At 62.3% G+C, this 22,954-nt stretch carries 26 protein-coding genes; 9 read left to right on the top strand and 17 right to left on the bottom strand.

The genetic code is table 11. From position 1 onward, the window contains the following. Window positions 1-29: 29 nt before the first annotated feature. From BSY16_RS12430 to glf, 3 genes are read left to right on the top strand one after another with little or no spacing between them, the layout of a single operon-like run. Window positions 30-2,075, top strand: a complete 2,046-nt coding sequence (locus BSY16_RS12430; protein ID WP_069059952.1) for an O-linked N-acetylglucosamine transferase, SPINDLY family protein — start codon at window positions 30-32, stop codon at window positions 2,073-2,075. A 56-nt stretch (window positions 2,076-2,131) separates the two neighbouring features. Further along, on the top strand, window positions 2,132-3,415 hold the full coding sequence (locus BSY16_RS12435) for a DUF6250 domain-containing protein (RefSeq protein ID WP_069059953.1): 1,284 nt from the start codon (window positions 2,132-2,134) through the stop codon (window positions 3,413-3,415). A 30-nt stretch (window positions 3,416-3,445) separates the two neighbouring features. After that, window positions 3,446-4,603 (top strand): UDP-galactopyranose mutase, encoded by a 1,158-nt coding sequence (gene glf / locus BSY16_RS12440; RefSeq protein ID WP_069059954.1) that lies wholly within the window; start codon window positions 3,446-3,448, stop codon window positions 4,601-4,603. 82 nt (window positions 4,604-4,685) lie between these two features. On the opposite strand, the gene BSY16_RS12445 is transcribed toward glf, so the two are convergent. The 16 genes from BSY16_RS12445 to BSY16_RS12520 all read right to left on the bottom strand — a co-directional run bounded on the left by BSY16_RS12445 (window position 4,686) and on the right by BSY16_RS12520 (window position 16,805). After that, window positions 4,686-5,651 carry a flagellin N-terminal helical domain-containing protein gene (locus tag BSY16_RS12445; protein WP_069059955.1) on the bottom strand — a complete coding sequence of 322 codons (966 nt, stop codon included), beginning with the start codon at window positions 5,649-5,651 and terminating at the stop codon, window positions 4,686-4,688. 258 nt (window positions 5,652-5,909) lie between these two features. Next, window positions 5,910-6,794, bottom strand: coding sequence for a flagellin N-terminal helical domain-containing protein (locus tag BSY16_RS12450; protein WP_069059956.1), 885 nt, complete (start codon window positions 6,792-6,794; stop codon window positions 5,910-5,912). Window positions 6,795-7,033: 239 nt separating this feature from the next. After that, window positions 7,034-7,780 carry a flagellar type III secretion system pore protein FliP gene (gene fliP, locus BSY16_RS12455; RefSeq protein WP_069059957.1) on the bottom strand — a complete coding sequence of 249 codons (747 nt, stop codon included), beginning with the start codon at window positions 7,778-7,780 and terminating at the stop codon, window positions 7,034-7,036. Then, a complete protein-coding gene (locus BSY16_RS12460; RefSeq protein ID WP_069059958.1) occupies window positions 7,777-8,295 on the bottom strand; it encodes a flagellar basal body-associated FliL family protein in 519 nt (172 codons plus the stop codon). The genes fliP and BSY16_RS12460 overlap by 4 nt, the downstream gene beginning before the upstream one ends. 33 nt (window positions 8,296-8,328) lie before the next feature. Next, the gene (flgH, locus tag BSY16_RS12465; protein WP_069059959.1) at window positions 8,329-9,039 is read right to left on the bottom strand and encodes a flagellar basal body L-ring protein FlgH; all 711 of its coding nucleotides are present in this window, start codon (window positions 9,037-9,039) and stop codon (window positions 8,329-8,331) included. Continuing rightward, the gene (locus BSY16_RS12470) at window positions 9,036-9,581 is read right to left on the bottom strand and encodes a MotE family protein (RefSeq protein ID WP_069059960.1); all 546 of its coding nucleotides are present in this window, start codon (window positions 9,579-9,581) and stop codon (window positions 9,036-9,038) included. The genes flgH and BSY16_RS12470 overlap by 4 nt, the downstream gene beginning before the upstream one ends. Beyond that, complete coding sequence (locus BSY16_RS12475) at window positions 9,578-10,690, bottom strand: flagellar basal body P-ring protein FlgI (protein ID WP_069059961.1); 1,113 nt, start codon at window positions 10,688-10,690, stop codon at window positions 9,578-9,580. The genes BSY16_RS12470 and BSY16_RS12475 overlap by 4 nt, the downstream gene beginning before the upstream one ends. Beyond that, a complete protein-coding gene (gene flgA / locus BSY16_RS12480) occupies window positions 10,690-11,190 on the bottom strand; it encodes a flagellar basal body P-ring formation chaperone FlgA (RefSeq protein WP_069059962.1) in 501 nt (166 codons plus the stop codon). Before flgA ends, BSY16_RS12475 begins: the two co-directional genes overlap by 1 nt. 18 nt (window positions 11,191-11,208) lie before the next feature. Further along, entirely contained in the window at window positions 11,209-11,991 is a 783-nt protein-coding gene (gene flgG / locus BSY16_RS12485) for a flagellar basal-body rod protein FlgG (protein WP_069059963.1), read from the bottom strand. Window positions 11,992-12,000: 9 nt separating this feature from the next. Then, window positions 12,001-12,333 (bottom strand): flagellar hook-basal body complex protein FliE, encoded by a 333-nt coding sequence (gene fliE, locus BSY16_RS12490; RefSeq protein WP_069059964.1) that lies wholly within the window; start codon window positions 12,331-12,333, stop codon window positions 12,001-12,003. Then, window positions 12,330-12,749, bottom strand: coding sequence for a flagellar basal body rod protein FlgC (gene flgC / locus BSY16_RS12495; protein WP_069059965.1), 420 nt, complete (start codon window positions 12,747-12,749; stop codon window positions 12,330-12,332). The genes fliE and flgC overlap by 4 nt, the downstream gene beginning before the upstream one ends. A 3-nt stretch (window positions 12,750-12,752) precedes the next feature. Next, a complete protein-coding gene (gene flgB / locus BSY16_RS12500) occupies window positions 12,753-13,133 on the bottom strand; it encodes a flagellar basal body rod protein FlgB (protein WP_069061516.1) in 381 nt (126 codons plus the stop codon). Window positions 13,134-13,328: 195 nt separating this feature from the next. After that, a complete protein-coding gene (locus BSY16_RS12505; protein WP_069059966.1) occupies window positions 13,329-13,892 on the bottom strand; it encodes a flagellar protein in 564 nt (187 codons plus the stop codon). Next, the gene (gene fliI, locus BSY16_RS12510; RefSeq protein WP_493105818.1) at window positions 13,889-15,292 is read right to left on the bottom strand and encodes a flagellar protein export ATPase FliI; all 1,404 of its coding nucleotides are present in this window, start codon (window positions 15,290-15,292) and stop codon (window positions 13,889-13,891) included. Before fliI ends, BSY16_RS12505 begins: the two co-directional genes overlap by 4 nt. A 6-nt stretch (window positions 15,293-15,298) precedes the next feature. Further along, a complete protein-coding gene (flgF, locus tag BSY16_RS12515) occupies window positions 15,299-16,024 on the bottom strand; it encodes a flagellar basal-body rod protein FlgF (protein ID WP_069059967.1) in 726 nt (241 codons plus the stop codon). A gap of 1 nt (window position 16,025) precedes the next feature. Further along, a complete protein-coding gene (locus BSY16_RS12520; protein ID WP_069061518.1) occupies window positions 16,026-16,805 on the bottom strand; it encodes a DUF1217 domain-containing protein in 780 nt (259 codons plus the stop codon). A gap of 172 nt (window positions 16,806-16,977) precedes the next feature. On the opposite strand from BSY16_RS12520, the gene motA reads away from it, so the two are divergent. The 6 genes from motA to BSY16_RS12550 all read left to right on the top strand — a co-directional run bounded on the left by motA (window position 16,978) and on the right by BSY16_RS12550 (window position 22,158). Beyond that, a complete protein-coding gene (gene motA, locus BSY16_RS12525) occupies window positions 16,978-17,850 on the top strand; it encodes a flagellar motor stator protein MotA (protein ID WP_069059968.1) in 873 nt (290 codons plus the stop codon). Between the two features lie 3 nt (window positions 17,851-17,853). Then, window positions 17,854-18,798, top strand: a complete 945-nt coding sequence (locus BSY16_RS12530) for a FliM/FliN family flagellar motor switch protein (protein ID WP_069059969.1) — start codon at window positions 17,854-17,856, stop codon at window positions 18,796-18,798. Between the two features lie 62 nt (window positions 18,799-18,860). Next, window positions 18,861-19,448 (top strand): flagellar motor switch protein FliN, encoded by a 588-nt coding sequence (fliN, locus tag BSY16_RS12535; protein ID WP_069059970.1) that lies wholly within the window; start codon window positions 18,861-18,863, stop codon window positions 19,446-19,448. 29 nt (window positions 19,449-19,477) lie between these two features. Then, entirely contained in the window at window positions 19,478-20,518 is a 1,041-nt protein-coding gene (gene fliG / locus BSY16_RS12540; protein WP_069059971.1) for a flagellar motor switch protein FliG, read from the top strand. Window positions 20,519-20,629: 111 nt separating this feature from the next. Further along, window positions 20,630-21,709: a flagellar biosynthesis protein FlhB gene (flhB, locus tag BSY16_RS12545; RefSeq protein ID WP_069061519.1), complete on the top strand. Its 1,080-nt coding sequence runs from the start codon at window positions 20,630-20,632 to the stop codon at window positions 21,707-21,709. Window positions 21,710-21,714: 5 nt separating this feature from the next. Further along, complete coding sequence (locus BSY16_RS12550) at window positions 21,715-22,158, top strand: BspJ family T4SS effector nucleomodulin (RefSeq protein WP_069059972.1); 444 nt, start codon at window positions 21,715-21,717, stop codon at window positions 22,156-22,158. Between the two features lie 43 nt (window positions 22,159-22,201). On the opposite strand, the gene visR is transcribed toward BSY16_RS12550, so the two are convergent. Beyond that, entirely contained in the window at window positions 22,202-22,945 is a 744-nt protein-coding gene (visR, locus tag BSY16_RS12555; protein WP_069059973.1) for a transcriptional regulator VisR, read from the bottom strand. Window positions 22,946-22,954: the final 9 nt, after the last annotated feature.

Here is a 22,954-nt window from a genome sequence, read left to right on the forward strand (position 1 = left end):
GCCAGCAGGCCTCTTGCCGCAGGATGTCCATGACTGTCAGCACCCCCATCGTTCCCGATCCGAACGCACCGCTCCTCAACCTGCTCGGACGCGCGCGCAACCAGCAGCTCTCGCTTGCCGAGCTGTTCCAGACCGCGGAAGCGCTGGCCGCTGGCGGCGCCACCCTGCCGGCGATCGAGCTCTACAAGACCTGGATCGCCTTCAACGACACCAATCCGCTGCTGCACCTTGCCTATTTCAACTTCGCGGTTTCGCTTTCGAAGGCGGGTGACACGGCAGCCACGATCCACGCCTTGCGCGCAGCGATCCGGATCAGCCCGCAATTCGGCCAGGCCCATATTAATCTCGGGCGAACGCTGGAGGATTGCGGCCTGACGGGGCAGGCCGTCCAGCAATGGCGCACCTTTGCGGATGCGACGGCGGACGTAACACCCGACAAGATCAACAACCGTCTGCTGAGCCTCCAGCATATCGGCCGCGTTCTGGAAGCGACCGGCAAGCTCGAAGAGGCGGAAGCCGCCCTGTGGCAGGCGATGGAGCTGCAACCCACGCGCACCGAGGCCGCCCAGCACTGGATTTCGCTCCGCATGCGCCAGTGCAAGTGGCCGGTCGTCGCGCCGTCCACCCATATCACGTCGCGCCAGTTCATGGACGCGATGTCGTCCATGACGATCGCCTGCTACACCGACGATCCCCTCTTCCACATGGCAAAGGCGCACCGCTACTGCCAGGCGACCGTCGGCCGGCCGGCCGATTTCAAGGGCTTCGTGCGCAAGCCGGTGCGCCACAAGAGCGGAACCGGGCAGCGCCTGCGCGTCGGCTACGTCTCCTCGGACCTGCGCCAGCATGCGGTCGGCTTTGCGCTGAGCGAACTGCTCGAACTGCACGACAAGTCCAATGTCGAGATCTTCGCCTACTATTGCGGCGAACCGGTTCTCATCGATCAGACGCAGGCGCGAATCAAGCTGGCGGTCGACAATTGGTGCGACATCACCAAGTTGAGCGACGTCGACGCGGCCCGCCAGATCGTCGCCGACGAGATCGACGTACTGATCGACGTCAACGGGTATACCAAGCACGCCCGCACGAAAATTTTCGCCTATCGGCCGGCACCAGTCATCGTGAATTTCTGCGGTTATCCCGGCACGATGGCGAGCCCGTATCACCAGTACATGATCGCCGACGAACAGATCGTGCCGCCGGAAAACGAGCTGTATTATACCGAGAAGGTGCTTCGCATCCCCTGCAACCAGCCGGTGGACCGCAAGCGCACCGTCAATCCGCGCCCGACGCGAGCGGCGGTCGGCCTGCCGGAAGACGCCTTCGTCTTCGCAAGCTTCAACGGCATGCAGAAGATCACCGCCAACTGCTTTGCCCGCTGGATGGCCATCCTCACCGCGACGCCAGGCAGCGTGCTGTGGCTGCTGGTCGGCGACGACAGCGTCAACGAGCGCGTCAAGCAGATGGCCGAACAGGCTGGCGTCGCGCCGGAGCGGCTGATCTTCGCCGGCAAGACCCAGAACCCGGATCACCTCGCCCGCATCGGCCTTGCCGACCTGTTCCTCGACACCTTCCCCTACGGCGCGCATTCCACCGCGGCCGACGCCATCACGCAGGGCCTGCCGGTACTGACCGTCGCCGGCAAGAGTTTCGCCTCGCGTTTCTGCGCCAGCATCGTCGTGGCGGCGGGAATTCCCGAACTCGTCTGCGAGAGCCCGGACGATTATGTGCGCCAGGCCGTCGCTTTCGCCAAGGATCCGGCCCGTCTTGCCGCCGTCAAGGAATCCCTCCAGCAGCAGCGGGAAACCTGCGCGCTGCGCGACATGCCCGCCCTTGCCCGCCGGCTCGAAGAGCTGTTCTGGCAGATGCAGGGCGAGGCCGAGCGTGGCGAGACGCCCGTTCCTGACCTGCGCAACCTTGACCTCTACTACGAGGTGGGCGCTGAACTTGCAGCCGCGAACATCGACTTCGAAGACGACCAGGCCTACCGGCAGCGCTATCGCGCGCAGCTTGCCATCCTGAACGACTTCGCACCGCTTTCACCCGATGCCCGCCTCTGGACCTCCGCCGGATAACCACCCGGCAGACGACAGCCTTGCAGCGATCGACAATTCTGAATGACGAGGACAGCATGACCCCAGTTATCCTGGTGACCTTTGCCGGACGGCAGAAACGGATGGAAATCCTGACCCAGTACGTCCGGCGGGCGTTGGATCTCGGGATCATCGACGAGTGGCACATCTGGGATTTCACCCGCGCGGACGAAGACCATGCCTGGGTGACCCGGGAGTTCGGCCCTGCCCGCTACATGGGCTCGAAGGTGCCGTATCAGGCGGCCGGGACTGTGACACCCCAGGCATCCTTCCGCACGAGCGCTCGGATTCGTCACGACCTGCACATCGCGATCGTTCCGAACGATCGGTCGCAGGAGTGCTACGAAATCGTGGTCGGCGGCTGGAAGAACACCCATTCTGCGCTTCGCAAGATCACGCGCGACCAGCTCCAGAATTTCGACCGTGACAACCAGGCCAATCTCTGGACCAAGCCGACGCCGGGTGCGCTCTCCCCGGGGCAACCCAATGAGGTCGCGCTGATGATCGATTCGGCCGGTGTGCCCACGTTGCGAATCAACGATGCGACGATCGGCACCTGGCCGGAGCTGAACCTCGGCGCCGGCGCCTCGGTTCTCATTCGCGGCGGCTGGGGCGCCGATCTCGAACTCTGCGACGTCAACGCCCGGACCCGCCGCTATATCGGCAATCCGCGGGAGCAGTTGCCGTACTTCCAGGCCTACGAATACTACGCGACGCGGATCGACGCCTTCTCCGACGCGGTCTTCCTGAAGTGCGATGATGACATCGTCTATCTCGACATCGACAAGCTGGACGGCTTCATCCAGTTCCGCCGCGCCAACCCGCACTATTTCATCGTCTCGGCAAACGTCGTGAACAATGGCGTCTGCGCCTACTTCCAGCAGCAGGCGGGCTCCATTCCGGCAAGCGTCGGTGATTTCGAGCGTCCACCGGGCGGTTTTGGCGGCACCCTCTGGGAGAGTGCGGAACGCGCCACCCAGCTGCACGCCTTCTTCCTCGGCACCGGCGGCGCGGCCCTTCCCTTCCCCGAACCCGTCATCGACTGGACCGAACGGCAGTCGATCAACTTCATCGCCTGGCTCGGGCGCGACCTGCGTCACATGGCGCTGCCGCAGGGCGACGACGAGCACGCCCTCACCATCGGCGTGCCGACCTTCCTGGACCGGCCGTCCGCGATCTATTCCGACTTCATGGTGAGCCATCTGAGCTTTGGCCCGCAGGAGCGCGGCTGGGATCCGACCGCGCTGATCGAGGCCTACGAGGTTTTGATGCGCGACCGGCTGTTTCCGGCGGATGCACCACGGCTGCGGGCCGCAGGCTGACGCGACAGGTTCAATTCAGGACAGATTGGCATGGGTGTGAAAGAGAAAATCCTCATCGTGGGCGCCGGGCTTTCCGGCGCCGTCATCGGCCGCGAGCTCGCACAGGAGGGCTACAAGGTCGAGATCATCGATTCGCGCAGCCACATCGCCGGGAACTGCCACACCGAGCGGGACGAAGCGACCGGCGTGATGGTGCACATCTACGGCCCGCACATCTTCCATACCGACGACACCGAGGTCTGGGACTATGTGAACGGCTTTACGACCTTCATGCCCTATAAGAACCGCGTGAAGACGACGAGCAGCGGCCAGGTCTATTCGCTGCCGGTCAACCTGCACACGATCAACCAGTTCTTCGGTAAGACCTTCCGGCCGGACGAGGCCCGCACCTTCCTCGAAGAGCAGGCGGACAGGACGATCACGGATCCGCAGACCTTCGAGGAGCAGGCGTTGCGCTTCGTCGGAAACGACCTCTATGAGGCCTTTTTCAAGGGCTATACCCAGAAGCAATGGGGCTGCTCGCCGACGGCACTTCCGGCCTCGATCCTCAAGCGGCTGCCGGTGCGCTTCAACTACGACGACAACTACTTCTTCCATAAATACCAGGGCATGCCGGAAAACGGCTATACGGACATGATCGAGCGTATCCTCGATCATCCCAACATCAAGGTCACGCTGGACACCGTGTTCAACCGGGACGATGCGGAGGGTTTCGCCCACGTCTTCTATTCCGGACCGCTCGACGGCTATTTCGACTACGAGCTTGGCCGGCTCGGCTATCGCACGCTCGATTTCGAGCGCTTCACCTATGACGGCGACTACCAGGGCTGTGCGGTGATGAACTACGGCGACGTCTCGGTGCCCTACACCCGCATTACCGAACACAAGCATTTCTCGCCGTGGGAAGAACATGCCGGTTCCGTCTGCTACCGCGAGTTCTCGCGCGCCTGCGAACCGCAGGACATTCCCTACTACCCGATCCGACTGGTCGAGGAGAAGGCGCAGCTCACCGAGTATGTCGCCCGCGCCGAACAGGAAAGCGGCGTCACCTTCGTCGGGCGGCTCGGCACATATCGCTATCTCGACATGGACGTGACCATCCGCGAGGCACTCGATACGGCCAGGCTCTATCTCGCCCGGAAGGCAGAGAATGCTAGAATGTCGACCTTCCTGCACGCGCCGCTTTAAGGCGTCTGCCGATGAACGACGAAGGCCCCGGCAAAACCGGGGCCTCCTGAATAATGCGAAGGGTTTAGGCCTCGTCTTCCGATTAACGGAAGAGCGTGAGGATGCCTTCGGCCGAGGAGTTGGCGATCGACAGGGCCTGGATGCCGAGCTGCTGCTGGGTCTGCAGGGCCTTGAGGCGGGTCGATTCTTCGTTCATGTCGGCGTCGACGAGGCGGCCGATACCGCTGTCGATGGCGTCGATGAGCTTGGAAGCGAAGTCTTCCTGCAGGTCGATGCGCATGGAGATCGAGCCGAGCTGCGAAGCAGCCTTGGTCATCAGCTGGATGGCGGCTTCCGTCAGGTTGAGGGCTTCGGCCATCTCGGCGTCGGTGAAGTCGGTGATGTCCAGCGTCACGACGGTGTCGGTGATGGAATAGGTGTTGGCGGTCGGGTCGATGTCGTCACCGGACGTGCCGAGGATACCGCCGGCGCTCTGGAGGTGATCGGCCGTGTCGACCGTGCCGAACAGGACGTTCTGGCCGTCGGCGGTCAGTTCGTCCAGCGTGTAGACCGTGGTGTTGACCTTGACCGTACCGGAAGCATCACGAACGAAGCCCGAAACGATCGTCTTGTCGGCAACGACGTCGGCAGCGGTGCTGTCGAAGACGAGCCAGTTCTGGCCGTTGAAAGCTGCGCCGGAGGCGATGGAAACCAGCTGCTGCTGAAGCTGCGTGATTTCTTCCTGAACCTTGGCCTTGTCGACGCCCTGTTCGGTCGCCGCCGTAACCTTCTTCTTCATTTCCTTCACGACGTCGATGGCGGCTTCCATACCGGCATAGGCGGTATCTACCTTGGCAGCACCGAGGCCGAGGGCGTCCTGAACGGCGGAAAGCGCCATGTTATCGGAGCGCATGGTGGTAGCGATCGACCAATAGGCGGCGTTGTCGGCGGCTTCACCGACGCGCATGCCGGACGATACGCGGCCCTGCGTGGTTTCCATGGCGCTGCCGATAGAGCGCAGGGTATTGAGCGCGGACATTGCCGCGACGTTGGTCAGAATGCTGGTCATGTTAAAAGTGCCCCTTGAATGGCTGACTGAGGAAGGGCATTCCGGATGTTACCGGGGAACGGTGGTCAGCATCATGCCTGCCAACCGGTTAAGTTGTTTGGTTAACCCACCGTTTCGATGACCCAAGAAGACCGCAATAAAGTTAAGGAATTCTTTCTCGCCGAATAAAAATAAAAAAAGGCCGCACCCGTCGCCGGGTGCGGCCTTTCTTTTGGGGTCTGGCGCGGGTCAGCCTCCGCGCCGTTTCCCGTCCGTTTATTAACGGAAGAGCGAGAGGATGTTCTGCGAGTTGGAGTTCGCGATCGACAGCGACTGGATGGCGAGCTGCTGCTGGGTCTGCAGAGCCTTCAGGCGGGTCGATTCCTCGTTCATGTCGGCGTCGACCAGGCGGCCGATACCCTTGTCGAGGGCCGAAGTCAGCTTCGAAGCGAAGTCTTCCTGCAGGCCGATACGCATGGAGAGCGAGCCGAGGTTCGAGCCAGCCTTGGCGAGGTTGGTCAGAGCCGTTTCGATCGTGTCGAGGTGGCCTGCAACTTCAGCGTCGGTCGTGGCGTCGGTCAGCTCGATAGCGAGCGTGTCGGCCAGGTAGCCCGTGCTGTCGTCGACTTCGCCGGTGGACGGGTCATAGGCACCGAACAGGGCGTTTGCAGCCGAGTCGTAGGTTGCCGTCGTGACCTTGACCGTACCGTCGTCGCCGCGCACGAAGCCGGTGACAACCGTGGTTTCGGCGGAGCCGCCGGCCAGCCAGTTTTCGCCGTTGAACGTGGCGGATGCGCCGATGCTCTTGAGCTGGTCCTGAAGCTGGGTGATTTCTTCCTGGACCTTGACCTTGTCAACGCCCTGCTCGGTTGCGGTGACGAGCTTCTGCTTCAGCGTCTTGACGACGTCGATGGCAGCTTCGACACCGCCGTAAGCGACGTCAACCTTGGCGGCGCCGAGGCCGAGAGCGTCCTGAACAGCGGAAAGGGCTGCATTGTCGGAACGCATGGTGGTCGCGATCGACCAGTAGGCAGCGTTGTCCTTAGCCGCGCCAACGCGCTGGCCGGACGAAATGCGGCCCTGCGTCGTTTCCATGTCGTTGTTGATCGTGCGCAGCGTCTGGAGAGCTGCCATGGCAGAGGTGTTGGTGAGAATGCTCGACATTCTAGTTGTCCCTTTGAACTAAATACTGATGGGGGACATACCGGACTAAAAGACTTACCGGTTACGGCGGTTCGGCGTCATGCCAACTCGGTTTCTCCAGAGACCTGAAGGGATACCAAACCCGTCGTGTGAGCCCAAACCTCGCAGCCAATCCTTGCCAACTTCTTAAATCGGGCAAGGGGGCGCAAACCACTGGGAAACAGGGTGAACGACGGGTAAATCTGTATGGTTAAGAGGGTCTAACTGAAGGACCGCACGAGGCTGCCGACGAGCAGATTCCAGCCATCGATGAGCACGAAGAACAGGATCTTGAAGGGCAGCGAAATCGATGTCGGCGGCAGCATCATCATGCCCATGGCCATGGTGATGGTGGCGACGATCATGTCGATGACGAGGAAGGGAAGAACGACCAGGAAGCCGATTTCGAAGCCGCGGCGGATTTCAGAAATCATGAAGGCCGGGATGACGACGCGCAGGTCCGCAACGTTGTCCTGCACGACCGTCTGGCCGCGCTCTTCGGCAAGCGAGATGAAGAGCTCGATATCCTTGTCGCGGGTATTGGCCACCATGAATTCGCGGAACGGCTCGGCGATGCGCTTGGCGGCTTCCGTTTCATCAATCTGGTTGGCGATCAGCGGCTCGACTCCGTTCTGCCAGGCGCGGTCGAAGGTCGGCGCCATGACGTAGAAGGTCATGAACAGCGCGAGCGACACGAGAATCATGTTGGACGGCGTGGTGGCAAGCCCCATGCCGGAGCGCAGGATCGAGAACGCGATGACGAAGCGCGGAAAGCTCGTCACCATGATGAGGATGCCGGGCGCGACCGAAAGGATGGTCAGCAGTCCGAAGGTGCGAATGATCCAGGAGGCGGCCGAGCCGTCGATTTGCCCGTTGAGAAGCCCCTCCGGCAGCTGCAACTGCTGCTGGGCGTAGGCCATACCGGTCATCGCCATCATGGCGACGAAGGTCAGAAGGGCACGAATCATTCGATCACAAAGGTTCGGAACATGACGTTGGTTACGCGCCCTTCCGACCTGAGGTCAACCCGCTCCTGCAGGTCTTCCCTGAGATATTGGAAACCGCGCGGTCCCTGCACCTGCTGGAGCGAGACCGTGCGCATGTAGGCCAGGATATCCTGATGGATTTCCTCGGCGAGCGCGACGTTCGGCGCCCCCTTGAACATGAGCGCGACTTCGAGGCGGACGCGGTTGTCGGACGGGTAGGCAAGGTTGCTGGTGATCGGATCGAGCAGCACGATGCCGTTCGCTTCGGTGGAGATGTGGGGCACTTCCTGCCCCGCCTCGCCTTCCGCAGCGCCGCCCTCGGGTTCAGCCTTTGCCACCTCTTCCGCCGGCTTTTCGGCGGGAGGCGGTGCCAGCATGTTGCCGACGAGCCAGCCGCCGCCGCCGGCAAGCAGCGTCAGCACGGCGATGGCCGCGATGGTGATGATCAGCGTCGGCTTCTTCTTCGCCGGGCCGTCGCCTTGTTCTTCTTCCGCCATGTGCTTCTTCCCGGGTTGTTGGGCTTGTCCGCGTCAGAGCGGCGAGAACAGATCGACGGCCTGCTGGCCCCACGGCGGCTGCTGCACTTCGGTCAGGCGGCCGCGGCCACCGTAGGAGATGCGGGCTTCCGCGACACGCTCGTAGGCGATCATGTTGTCGGAATCGACATCCTGAGGCCGCACGATGCCGGCGACGTTGAGGATGCGCAACTCATGGTTGACGCGCACTTCCTGCGAGCCGCTGATCAGAAGGTTGCCGTTCTCGATCACGCCGGTGACGACGGCGGCAACGAGCAGGTTCAAGCGCTCGGACCGTTCCGTCGTGCCGTCGCCCTTGGTGCTGGTCGACGAGCCGTAGGTTAGGTCGCCCTTCCCCTCGACATCGGGGAGGTCGCCGCTGGCGCCGATGCCAATGTTCATGCCGCTCTTGTTGGTGCGCGAGCGGTCTGTCTTGTTGTCGAAGGTCGCGCGGTCGTTGACGCGGATATTGACGGTCAGGATGTCGCCCACCTTGAAGGCGCGCGAATCCTTGAAGAGCGCCGACTGCTGGTCGCTCCAGATCGAGTAACCGGCAGCGGCCGTGCGCGGCTGCTTCGGATAGGCCGCCAATTGCGGCGTTTCGGCATAGTTGAGGCCGCTGCCGATAGGGCTCATCGCCGGCGCCTTGCCGATCTCGTTCAGAGCCTGGCTGGAGCAGCTCGTCAAAGCCAGCACGACGGCCAGGGCAGAGGCGGTCTTCTTCATGACGGATCCTTTGGCGTGTTCGCATTGCCGGCAATGGCGATAATGCGGGTGAGGAGGGCTGCCTTGTCGGCCGGCATTTCACCGAGAATGGTGCTCGACTGGCGCGGCGGCAGCTTCATCACGATCGCCGAAGCGATCTCCGGATTGATCTCCGCAAGCTGTGCGGCGGCGGCATCCGGTTTCATCTTCCGGTAGATTTCGACCAAGCCCCCTTCGGCCATCTTCAGGAAATCGTTGCGGCGCTTGAGCCAGTCCTCGTACTCAGCACGTCGGGTTTCCAGCACTTTGATGCGTTCGTCGACATCCTTCTGGAGGGTTTCGAGTTCCTGCTTCTGAATGAGGTAGCGCTGGTCGCGCGCGGCATCCGCAATATTGGTGCAGAATGCACGGATTTCGTCGGCACTCGCACTGGTGGTGGAGATGACGGGGCGCTCTTCGGCAAAGGCGCCGGGAATGGCCATCAGGACAAAGCCGGCGACCGGCAAGGCAAGCTTGCGGGCCAAGGTCTTTGCCGCGGCGGAAAGGGTGGGCTCGGTCTTCATTGCAGCACCAGTTCTGCCTGGAGGGCGCCTGCAGTCTTGATGCTCTGCAGGATCGAGATGATGCCGTCAGGCTTGACGCCAATGCTGTTCAACCCGGAGACGAGCGAGCGCAGGCTGGAACCGTCGAGCAGGGCGACCTGGCCGCCATCCTGCTGGACGAGAATGTCGGTGTTCGGCTCGACTGCCGTCACGCCGTCGGAAAAGGGTTCGGGCTGCACAACCTGCGGCATCTCGTTGACCTGCACGGTGAGCGTGCCGTAGCTGACGGCGACCGGCGAGATCCGCACGTCCTGGCCGATGACGATCGTTCCCGTGCGTTCGTTGATGACGACACGTGCCGGCACATCCGTTTCGACGACAAGGTTTTCGATATCCGCCATCAGACGGGCAAGGTCGGCCATCTTCGGCTTGGCGACGTGGACGGACTGTGAATCGCGCGATTCGGCGATCGGCGAACCGTATTGGGCGGCTGCATAACGATTGATCGCATCCGCCATACCGACCGCCGTCGAGAAATCCGGATTGCGAAGCTGCAGAACGAGGTCGGACGAATCCTTGAAGCGCGAGGGCAGCTCGCGTTCGATGATCGCGCCGTTCGGTACGCGGCCAGCGGTCGTAACACCCTGCTGGACGGACGCAGCGTCCCCCGAGGCGCTGACGCCCGTGACGACGATCGAGCCCTGCGCCACCGCATAGATCTGACCGTCAGCGCCTGTCAGCGACGTCATGACGAGCGTGCCGCCGCGCAGCGACGTCGAATCACCGAGAGAACCGACGGTCACGTCGATACGGCTGCCGGGACTGGAGAAGGGCGGCAGATTGGCGGTGACGAGCACGGCCGCGATGTTCTTCGCGCGGCTCTGCGTACCGACCATCGAGATGCCGAGGTTTTGCAGCATCGCGCGCATGGATTGTTCGGTAAACGGCGACGAACGCATGCTGTCGCCCGTGCCCTGGAGGCCGACGACGAGGCCGTAGCCGATGAGCTGGTTTTCGCGCCCGGATTGAAGCGAGGCGATGTCCTTGATGCGGGCGGCCGACATGGCCGGACCGACCGCAAGGGCGAGGCAGGTAACGACGGCGAGAGCGCGGAGGAAGAGGGAACGCATCATTTCGCCACCACGTGCACGGTTCCATCGCCCATGACCGTGCCGGAAACGATCACACCGGAATCCTTGTTGCGAACCTTGATGAGTTCACCGACCGCGGCGTCCTGCAGCGGCGTGCCGGAGGCGCGCAATATCAGCGAACCGTTGTCGAAGACGAGCTGGACGGTGGTGCCGCGGGAAACCGCGAAAGGCTCGCGCAGCGCCGAGGTGAGGATGACCCGCCCCGGCAACAGCGTGCGCTTCGAAATCAAGCCGCTGACGGCATTGATGTCTTCGGCATAGCCATTGACGAGGTTCGGGTTGGTGACCTCGACCTCCTCGAGCTGTCCCGCCTGGATCTCCTCGCCGGGATAGATGATGCGCTTCGGCACGACGGCGGTGCGCATGTCCGCAAGCGCGGCATCGGCCACGAATAGGCCGAGGAGCGCGAGCAAGGCTGCACGGCCGTGGGCCGAGACGATCTTTCCTCTGCGAAGAGCTGCTGTCAGGCGAAACATCATGTTCCCCGTTGTCCGTTGTTATCTCAGGTTCTTGCTGACCACGGCCGCCATTTCGTCCGCTGCCTGGATGATCTTCGAGTTCATCTCATAGGCACGCTGTGCCGAGATGAGATCGGTGATTTCCTTGACCGGATCAACGTTGGAGGCTTCGAGGTAATTCTGCTGGATGTAGGCGAAGCCCGCTTCATCCGGAGCGCCGACATTGGCTGCACCGGAAGCGGCAGTTTCGCGGAACAGGTTTTCGCCAAGCGGCTCGAGGCCGGCTTCGTTGACGAAGTTCGCCAGCGTGATCTGGCCGAGGTCCTGCTGATCGCCGCCGACCGTCGCGAAGACCTGGCCGGACTTGCTGACGGTCACTTCCGTCGCATCCTGCGGCACGGTGATGCCGGGCACGACCGTATAGCCGTCGAGGGTGACGAGCTGGCCATCGGCATTGGTGTTGAAAGCGCCGGCGCGGGTATAGAGCGTGGTGCCGTCCGCCGCCTCGATCTGGAACCAGCCGCGGCCGATCAGGGCGAGGTCGAAGGAGTTGCCGGTGCTCGTCAGGCCGCCCTGGAGGTGCAGGTTGCGAATGGCGGCGGTCTTCACGCCAAGACCGATGATCGCACCTTCCGGCACGACGGACTGGTTGGCACGGTTCGGCACGCCTGCGGCGCGCTCCGTCTGGTAGAGCAGGTCGGAAAACTCTGCGCGGGCGCGCTTGAAGCCGGTCGTGTTGATGTTCGCGATGTTGTTCGCGATGACTTCAAGATTGGTCTGCTGGGCGTTCATGCCGGTGGCGGCGATGGCAAGGGCTTTCATGTCCGGTCCTCAGATCTGCATTCTGGCTATTTCGAGATAGGCGGTGACGACCTTGTCGCGGATGGCGATGGCGGTCTGCAGCGTCTGCTCGGCGTTCATGACGGCGTCGACCACTTCGCGGGTCGTCGCCTTGCCCTGGATGGCTTCGAAGGACTTGGTTTCGCTCAGTCTCAGCGAATTGGTCGCTTCCGTCGCCATGTCGCCCATCACCTGGGCGAAGCTCATGCCCGTACCGGTGCCCTGCGCGGCGGCAGAGGATACGGTGCTGGACGTGTCGTTGGTGACGCTCGAAAGGGCGCCGGTGGAGAAGAGCGAATTGACGCCCTTGATGCTCTCGATCATTGCGATGCCCTCAGGAGGTCGATGGTCGCGCTGATCAGGTCGCGTGACTGTTTGATGCTCTGCAGGTTGGCTTCATAGGAGCGGTTGGCTTCCCGCATGTCGGCCATTTCGATCAGCATGTTGACGTTCGGCATCTTGACGACGCCCTGTTCGTTTGCCGCCGGGTTGCCGGGGTCGTATTCGGTCGAGAACTCGCCCTCGTCGACGCCGAGACGCTCGACCTGAACCAGCGATGCACCGGTTGCCCGGTCGAGTTCGGAGGCGAAGGTCACGGTCTTGCGGCGGAACGGGTCAGCACCAGGCGTGTCGCCGGTGGAACGGGCGTTTGCCAGGTTTTCCGAAACGATGCGAATGCGGGTAGATTGCGCCTCAAGTCCCGAGGCCGCGACTTTCATTGAAGCTACGAGCGGATCCATTTTTTACCTTCTGACTGTCATCAGCATCATGCGATGAAAGGCCTTTACGAGGCCGGCATTCAACTCGAAATCACGCTTGACCTGGCCCTCTTTCATGAGTTCTTCGGCAATACCGACAGTGTTGCCGGACTCCTGCACGCCGATCTCTTCGGTGGGTTTGGTTTCGATCACGCGGCTTGCCATTTCGCTTTCGGTGAAATGGCCGGGCTGCGTTGCCGCCATGCGAATGCCCGTGGTTTCGAGCACCGCCTGAAAGGGGGTGACGTCCTTCGCCTTGAACCCGGGGGTGTTGGCGTTGGCGATGTTGCCTGCAACCACACTCTGGCGGACTGAGAGCCAATCGGCTTGCTTCGATGCCAGTTCAAACAGTTGTATCGGTTGCATGACAAGCTCCATCCTTGTTCGAGATGAACCTACGGAGCCAATCTTGCGTGGGACTTGCTCCCGTGGCGGGGCGTCCGCAAGTGCCTGAATTTCCGGTAAAATAAAGTGCTCCAGCGACCTTTTCGACCGCGAGCGGACGACCGGTCGCGACATGGCGGACCGGCCGAATCAGAGGTGAACTGAGGCCCGTTTGCCTCAGTTGCGTTTGACGATCTCGCCGTTCGAAGTGACGATGACCCAGGCGCCGTCGCGCTGTTCGAGGGTCGCCAGGCGACTGTTGTCCGGCAAGATGGAGCCAACGCGCACGATGTACATGCCGCGCGCGTCTTCGATCAGCGCTCGGCCGTTCGCCACATGCATGAGGCGGAAGCCGGAATTTGCCGGCAGCGGCTGGTCGAGGCCGGTATCCAGCGGCACACCCAGCGTCTTTTCCGTGCTGCCGCCAGCCGTGGTGGCGGTCGCGACGGGGTCGACGCTCTCGAGCGGCGGGGTGTCGTCGTTGTCGATCATGGCGGCGGGCGAAACGCTCATCACTTCCTTGGCCGCCGTCTCCGGCAGGTCCCGGGTCTTGCCCTCCCACAGCGCCGGCACGGAGAACTTCCCCGGATTGAGGAAGACATACCAGGGGAAGAAGGCCGCCCCGGCAGCAAGCAGCACGCCGACGCCGGCAAGCACCTTGTCACCAGTACTGTAGCGCCCGCCTTCCGACCGCTTGATCGGCTGAACCCTCTCGTCCGCGTCGAAATCCGTCACTGTCATCCCCTTCCTCGTGCCGGTGCACCGCCCTGCCCGGCTGCATTCTTCAGCGCCGTGGCAAGATCGGAAAACGAATCGGCCGCGGGCCGTTCGCTCGGCGTCTGTTTCAGAACCTCATAGATGATCGGCACCTGCTTGATCGCCATGTCGAGATCGGGATCGCCGCCCGGGCGATAGCCGCCGATGAGGCGCAGGTCCCGCGTTTCCTCGAAGCGATGGATCAGCGCCTTCAGGCGCGAGACCAGCTTTTCCTGGTCCGGCGTCCAGGCCTTGCGAGCGAGGCGCGAGATCGAGGCAAGTGGATTGATCGGCGGGTAGCGCCCCTCCTCCGCAAGGCTGCGCTCCATCACGATGTGCCCGTCCAGAATACCGCGCGTCGAGTCGGCGATCGGGTCGTTATGGTTGTCGCCGTCGACGAGGATCGAGATGATCGCGGTGATCGAGCCGGATCCTTCCGCGCCGGGACCGGCACGTTCGAGCAGGCGGGGCAGTTCGGTAAAGACCGAGGCCGGATAACCGCGCGCGATCGGCGGCTCTCCGGAGGCCGTCGCCACCTCGCGGATCGCATGGGCAAAACGCGTCACGCTGTCGATGATGAGCAGCACGTTGTCGCCCTGGTCGCGGTAATGTTCGGCGATGGTGACGGCGGTCAGCGGCGCCATCTTGCGCAGCATCGGGCTTTCGTCGCTGGTCGCGACAACCGCAACCGACTTGGAAAGGTTGTCGCCGAGCGTATCCTCGATGAATTCGCGCACTTCACGGCCGCGTTCGCCGACAAGCGCGATGACGACCTTGTCGAAGGCATCGGCGCGCGCCAGCATCGACAGCAGCGTCGATTTGCCGACACCCGAACCGGCGAAGATGCCGAGACGCTGGCCGAGGCAGAGCGGCGCAAAGATATCGATTGCCCGAACGCCCGTGCTGAAACCCTTTTCGACGCGCTTGCGCGTCATCGACGGCGGCGCGGAATTGTGGATGGAGCGGCGATCGTCCCCCTGCACGAGCGGGCCGAGCCCGTCGATCGGCTCGCCAAGCGCATTGATGGTGCGGCCGCACCAGGAGGCTGTCGGCGCGACACGAAAAGCGCCCTTGCGGATGACCGTGTCATGGATGCTGATCGGCTCACCCGGCTCGATCGGGCAGACGACGACCGAATCCGGCTCGACACGCACCACCTCGCCGAGATGGATGCCGGTCGGGCTGCGATGCGCCACGAATTCGCCGAGCCGCACATGGCGCGACAGGCCGCTCACCGTATAGTTGCCGGCGGCGATCGTCTGGACATGGCCACCGTGCACGACGGAGAATTCCGGCGACGAATAGCGCTTCACGAGGCCAGCGAGCGCATTGAGCATGCGGCCGCCTTCGGGTCTGTTGGGTGTCCTGTTGTCTGTCGCCGCCATGATCGTTTACCGGCTTCCACCCAGGGTGCGCACCGCCTCGTTCATTGATTCCTCGCTGTCGCGCAACAGCGATGCGATGCTTTCGAAGGCGCGCGTGACCTGGATGAGCTGCGTCATCTCGCCGATGGCGTTGACGTTGGATTCCTCGACATAGCCCTGCACCACGCCGGCATCGAGGCGATCGATCACCGGTTCCGGCGGAATGGCGGTGATGATGCCGCTGTTGCCGGCCCGCGTGAATCCGCCGGACAGATCCGCCGAGAAGAGGCCGAGTGCCGCGACCGGCTGGCCGTTCTGGTTGAGCTGGCCATCAGCGCTGAGCACGATCGGCCCATTGGCGCCGTCAAGCTGGATCGGCCCACCACCGGCATCGAGCACGGCGTAACCATTGAGCGTCACCAGCTCGCCGGCTTCAGTCAGCGTGAAGCGACCGTCGCGGGTGAGTGTCGGGCCGGAGGGCGTCTCTACCTGGAACCAGGCATCACCCTTGATGGCGAAATCCAGGGTGCCGCCGGTCTCGGTCATGCCGCCGGCGCGCGTCGAGATGAATTCGTTGCCTTGCGAAACAAAGGCGACGTCGGCGACCTTCTGGTCGCTGATCACCTGGTTGAATTTCACTTCCGTGGCGCGAAAGCCGACGGTCGTCGAGTTCGCGACATTGTCGGCGAGGGTCGTCAGGCGGCGGTCGAGCGCAAGCTGGGACGAAAGCGATACATAGAGCCCGGTCTGCATATCAGCGACCTCCGAGTTTCAGGTTATTGATGGATAGAAGCAGGTCGGTCGAAATGCCGGTGAGGCTCGACGGCTGGAAGGCCGTCAGCGGGTCGTAGCTGCCGGATGGGTTTTCCAGTTCCCACATCGCGGTGAAGCGCTCCAGGAACTTTCCGACCTTCAGAGGGTCCTTGAAATCCTCGAGATCGAGCACGTCTTCATAGTAGGCGGCCTGGCGGTCGATATCGGTCGCGGCGAATTCCGCCGGAAGCTGAAAGGCCGTGCGCACGACCTGCGCCAGCGCGTCATCGGCGATGATCGAATAGCCCGATGTGACGGTGGATGCCATGCGCTCGAAATAGAGCGCGAGCCGAACGCCGGTATTGTCTTCGCCGGCACTGAGCTCCAGCGTTTGGCGGGTGTACTTGTCGACCATGCCCTTCTGGGCGCGCTCGAAGGTGGTGGCAAGTTCGCCATACTTGGCGAAATTGAGCGATTCCGCCAGGGCCTTGTAGCGCGTGTCGGTAAGCTTGTTGGCGAACGCGTCCTTGTCGTCGACGCCTTCCGTCAGTACCTTGCGCATGAAGGCTTTGGCGTAGGCCATGTCCTCCAGGCCGTGCGCCTTCATGACATAGTTATAAAGCCGGCTGTCGGCGAAGAAATCGTCGACCGATTTCACGCCGCCGATCTTCGACAGGTAATATTCCGTCTCCCGCTTGACGTCCGGCTGCTCCGACACGCGGTTCAGCGACGTCTGGAGGTCGGCGGTAATCAGCTTGTAGCTTGTATAGGTGGTCGTCACGATTGGCCGCCGATCAAGGTGCAAGAGGGCACGATTGCCCGTTTTGAGCCATGATCCTGCGGGTTTTTGCTTGCGCGAACCTGATCCGTGAACCCGCCGTTAGGTACAGCTTCACGCAAGGCTGGAACCGTATCTCCAGAACGGTCAGAATTGTGTCGGGACACCAGCGCTCATGAACATCATCATCGGTCTTATCGTTACCTTCGGCTGCGTCCTCGGCGGCTATATGGCCATGGGCGGGCACCTGGAGGTGCTGAACCAACCCTTCGAACTCCTCATCATCGGCGGCGCCGGGATCGGCGGCTTCATCGTCGCCAACACGATGAAGGTGATCAAGGAGACCGGGAAGGCGCTCGGCGAGGCCTTCAAGCACAAGGTGCCGAAGGAGCGCCACTATCTCGATACGCTCGGCGTGCTCTACAGCCTGATGCGGGACCTGCGCACGAAGTCGCGCAACGAGATTGAAGCGCATATCGACAACCCGGCCGAATCCACGATCTTCCAGTCAGCCCCGACGGTTCTCGCCAATCATGAACTGACGGCCTTCATCTGCGACTACGTCCGCCTCATCATCATCGGCAATGCCCGCAGCCATGAGATCGAGGCGCTGATGGACGAGGAAATCCAGACGATCACGCGCGACAAGATGAAGCCCTACCACGCACTCGGCACGATGGGCGACGCCTTCCCGGCAATCGGTATTGTCGCGGCCGTTCTCGGCGTTATCAAGGCCATGGGCGCCATCAACGAAAGCCCTGAAGTGCTCGGCGGCAAGATCGCGGCCGCCCTCGTCGGAACGCTGCTCGGCGTGTTCCTGTCCTATTCGATTGTCACTCCGATCATCACCAACATCAAGGTGGTGCGCGAAAAGCAGAACCGCCTCTACATCATCGTGAAGCAGACGCTGCTCGCCTACATGAACGGCTCCGTGCCGCAGGTGGCGCTGGAATATGGCCGCAAGACCATCTCCTCCTACGAACGCCCGTCGATCGACGCGGTGGAGCAGGAAATGATGAACCCGGGCGGCGGATCGAAGGCGGCTTAAGAGATGAGAGACGCGACCGTGACTGCACCGCCCGCCATGGACCCGATCGTTCTCGCCCGCCTCACCGGCCGGCTCGGCGACCAGGCAACGATCTCCAAGCTCTGCGCCACCCTCGGCGAGGTCTTCGCGGAATTCCTGCCGGACATGCTGGAAAGCGAACTCGGCTTCGAGGTCGCCGTTTCCTATGCGGGTTTCGAAACCGGCAAATACGGCCCGCTGATATCGGGCCTCGGCGGCGCCATGGCCTGCTGCGATGCGTCGCTGCGCAACTGGTGTGATCGCTTCACCCTGATCTGCGACAGCCCGATGATCATCACACTCGTCGAGAACATGCTCGGCGCCGTCAGCGATTCGATCGAGGATCCGGAAGCACGCCCGCTCTCCAAGATCGAGCTCGATCTCGCCGCCATGATGTTCGACCGTATTTCCAGCGTGCTGAAAACCGCCGTCACCGATGCGAACAGCTACGAACCCTTCCTCGGCCCGTCGCACAACGCCGAGACGCGCAAGCCTGCGGAGGACGGTTCGGACGACACCTTCGTCGCCATGATCAACATGTCCGTCGGCATCGGGCCTGTTCTATCGACTTTCCACGTCATCATTCCGCAGCACGTTCTTCTGAAGTCGACGGTCACCGCCCCCAAGCCTGCCAACGCGGCGAAAACCCGCGTCGAGTGGAGCGAAGAGCTCGGCGAGCAGGTCCGCCGCTCGAAGGTGACGCTCGAGGCGCGCATCCGCCTCGAAGCGCAGACGCTCGACACGATCAGCCGGCTTCAGGCCGGTGACATCATCCCGTTCAACGAATCGGGTGACGTGCGCGTCGAGGTCAATGCCAACGGCCGCAATCTCTACGTCTGCGAATTCGGCCGCTCCGGCGCCCGCTACACGGTTCGCGTCAAGGATACATACGGCTCGGAGGACGACATCCTCCAGCACATCATCGGATAGTTTAGGCATGAAGCCTGTCGAGCGGAACGCCTCAGGCAAGTTTCGAATGGAATAGTGGTCATATGGCACCGAAGAAAACACCCCTTGACGACATGACGCCTTCCCTCAACGCGGGCGACCAGGAACTGGAGCAGGCGATCGACGACCTGCGCGGCGTTCTTCAGAAGGATGCTGTTTCCGGCGCGATGGGCACTGGCCTGCCGGCGACCGTCGACGACGACCCGCTCGCCGCCTTCGGCGGCGATTTCGGCAGCTCCGACTTCGGTGGTGGCGCGGCATCCGATTTCAGCGCCGACACCAGCTTCGGCGGTTCGGATTTCGGCGTCTCCGACTTCGGTGGCGGCAATGATTTCTCCGCGGACCTTGGCGAAGCCTCGAAGCCGGGCAGCGCGCTTGAGTCCAACATGGACCTGATCATGAACATCCCGATCGATCTGCAGATCGTTCTGGGCTCGTCGCAGATGCAGGTCTCCAGCCTCATGAACCTCAGCGAGGGCGCAACGATTGCGCTCGACCGCCGCATCGGCGAGCCCGTCGAGGTAATGGTCAACGGCCGCGTGATCGGCCGGGGCGAAATCACCGTTCTTGAAAACGACGACACCCGCTTCGGGGTGAAGCTCATCGAAGTGAAGAGTACACGAAAGGTCTGATACCGGTTTAGGTTTCAGGAGGATGATCCATGATGGATTTCGAAAATTTCGGCACCTCCACAGCGGTAGGAACACCGCTTTCGGCGGTTGAGAAGGCCGCAGCCGTCCTTCTCGCCATGGGCAAGGGTGTTGCCGGCAAGCTGCTGAAGTATTTCACCCAGAGCGAGCTCCAGGCGATCATCGCCGCCGCGCAGAACCTGCGTGCCATCCCGCCCCATGAACTGATCGACCTCGTCAACGAGTTCGAGGACCTGTTCACCGAAGGTGCGGGACTGATGGACAATGCCAAGATGATGGAAGGCATTCTCGAAGAGGGCCTGACACCGGACGAAGTCGATGGCCTGCTTGGCCGCCGCGCCGCCTTCCAGGCCTTCGAGACGACGATCTGGGACCGTCTGCAGGACGCCGACCCGGTCTTTGTCGCGAAATTCCTGCTCAACGAGCATGCGCAGACGATCGCCTACATCCTGTCGATGATGCCCTCCGCCTTCGGCGCCAAGGTGCTGCTCGAAATTCCGGAAGAGCGCCGCGCCGACGTCATCAACCGTACGGTCAACCTGAAGGACGCGAGCCCAAAGGCGACCGCGATCGTCGAGGCCCGCGTCATCGAGATGATCAACGCGCTGGATGCGGATCGCAACGCGGTCGGCACCAACAAGGTCGCGGACCTCATGAACGAGTTGGAGAAGTCGCAGGTCGACGAAATGCTCGCCTCGCTCGAAACGGTCTCGACCGAATCGGTCAAGAAGGTGCGCCCGAAGATCTTCCTCTTCGAGGACGTGCTCTACATGCCGCAGAAGAGCCGCGTCTCGCTCTTCAACGACGTCTCCGGCGACATCATCACGGCCGCACTGCGCGGCACGCCGATGGAACTGCGCGAGGCAATCCTCGCCTGCATCGGCGCACGCCAGCGCCGCATGATCGAATCCGACCTCGCTGCCGGCGACCAGGGCGTCAACCCGCGCGAAGTGGCCATCGCCCGCCGCTCGATCACGCAGGAAGCCATCCGCCTCGCGGCGGCCGGACAAATCCAGTTGAAGGAAAAGGAAGAAGAGCGGCAGGCTGCCTGACCCTCCTTGACACGTTGACGCCACAGGCGGAGCGTATCTGCGGCCCGAATCTCCTTTCAGGGGGTTCGGGCCGTTTGTTTTTGGCCGAGCATGGCCATCGGGGAGCGCGACATGTCCGACGAGGACAAGGACAGTAAAACAGAACTCCCGTCAGAGAAGAAAATCCAGGATGCCATGGAGAAGGGCAATACGCCTTTCTCCCGTGAAATCACCATGTTCGCCTCGACGCTGGCGATCTATCTCTACCTCGTCTTCTTCATGCCGGGCGGCATTGCCCGCATGAACGAAACGTTGCGCGACTTTTTCGAACAGCCGGAGGCCTGGAACCTCAAATCCGGCACGGACGTCATTGCCATCTTCCGCCATCTCGGCTGGGAGGCAGGCGCCCTGATGCTGCCAATCCTCGTGATGATGATGGCCTTCGGGGTGATCTCGTCGATCCTCCAGAACCTGCCAAGCCCGGTACTGGAGCGGGTGCGACCGCAAATGTCCCGCCTTAGCCTGATAAAGGGCCTCGGCCGCCTCTTCGGCAAGCAGGGCCTCGTCGAATTCGGCAAGTCGCTGATCAAGATCCTGATCGTGTCCCTGGTCGTGGCCCTTGCCATGCGCGGCAACTATTTCGCTTCGCTCGACACCATGTTTTCCGAGCCGGCGGCGCTGATCTACATGATGGTCTCGGACATCAACAAGGTGCTGCTGATCATCCTCTTCGCCACCGCGATCATCGCCGGCCTCGACTTCGCCTGGACCCGCCATCACTGGTTTTCCGAACTGATGATGACGAAGCAGGAAGTGAAGGAGGAAATGAAGCAGTCGCAGGGTGACCCGATAGTCAAGGCGCGCATGCGCTCGATCCAGCGCGACCGCGCCCGCCGGCGCATGATCACCGCAGTGCCGCGCGCCACCCTCGTCATCGCCAACCCGACTCACTTTGCCGTTGCGTTGCGTTACGTGCGCGAAGAAGGCGACGCGCCGGTGATCGTCGCTAAGGGACAGGACCTTGTCGCCCTGAAGATTCGCGAGATCGCGGAAGAAAACGGAATTCCCGTTTTTGAAGACCCGCCGCTCGCACGCTCAATGTTTGCGCAAGTCTCGGTGGATAGTGTCATTCCACCGGTGTTCTACAAAGCTGTGGCGGAACTGATTCACCGGGTATATGCAGCTTCGCCCCAGACCAGACGGGTAAACTAGATCCGATGAGAAAATGCACCTATTCCGCCGAACGCGAGAAGATTGTTGCAGAAGCAATTTGCCCGGTCGCCACAGAGCTCAGATTGCTCGATGCAGCCGATCTTGTCTCGTTGTTGCGTTTCGAGTGCTACGGTAATCTGGCCGATCTGGTCTCTTCTGCCGCCGAGCTTTATTTCCTGCCCGGTACGGTCAATTTCGGCGCCGGCGGTGACTATCGCCTCGACTGGGACACGGAGCCGGAGGTAACGCTGGACATGGAACTCCGCCCGCAGGGCGTGACGGTCTACGCGAAACTGCTGCTTCAGAAGGATACGGCCGGCGTAGAGGTCACCCACGTCGCCTTCAACGACCCGGCAGCCGATCCGGACGACAACACGGCTTTCCTGCGCAAGAGCCTCGCAGAGGCGCGCTACGTGAAGTCCAGCCCGTCGTCGCCACAGGCCCATTGACGAAAAAGGCTGCGGCCATGCCGGGCATGGCCGCATTCATTTGTCAGTTGATGTAACCGAGGCGAATGGCCTTGGCGATGGCCTGGATGCGGTTCACCGCATCGAGCTTCGTGGTGGCCGTGCCGAGATAGGCGTTCACGGTGTGCACCGAAAGCCCCATCTTCTCGGCAATCGCCTCTGAAATGCAGCCGTCGCCGGCCATCTGCAGGCAGGCGATCTCACGCTCGCTGAGCGCTTCGGATGGCGCCAGCCTTTTTTCCTCGCAGGCCAGCATGTCGATGAGCACCTGGCAACTCTTCATGTGGATATCGACGATCAGGTCGCTGGATGGCGAGATGAAGGTGCCCATGAAGACGACATAACCATTGCCATGCGCGCCCAGCCGGATGGGGAATGCGATGCCCGACCAAGGCAGGAGTTGCGCCGGGAGGCGCGTGGTGAAGGGTTCGGCACCGGATTCGGCGAACTGGTTGTTGCCTGCACCTTCCCAGATCAATGGCAGCATGGAGGCTTCGAGATGGGCAAGCATCGCCGAACCATACGCGTCGAGAAGCGCACGGGTGTTCGTGCCGATGTCACGGCCCCAGTTGTGCAGCGAAAGCGTCAGCTTGCGCGCCGAGGGAAGACCATGGCCGGCAACCCGGAGAACCGCAAAGTTCTCGGCCCCGATGACCGTCTGCATCATCTGCAGGCGGGAAACGAAATCGGACGCCCGCGCGATCTTCGGTGGCCGCGCGAGCCGGATTTCCACCTCGAGGGCGGCAGGACCGGAAAGCTGGATGTTCATGGCAGTTCT

It is taken from the genome of Sinorhizobium sp. RAC02, assembly GCF_001713395.1.
Classification (GTDB): Bacteria; Pseudomonadota; Alphaproteobacteria; order Rhizobiales; family Rhizobiaceae; genus Shinella.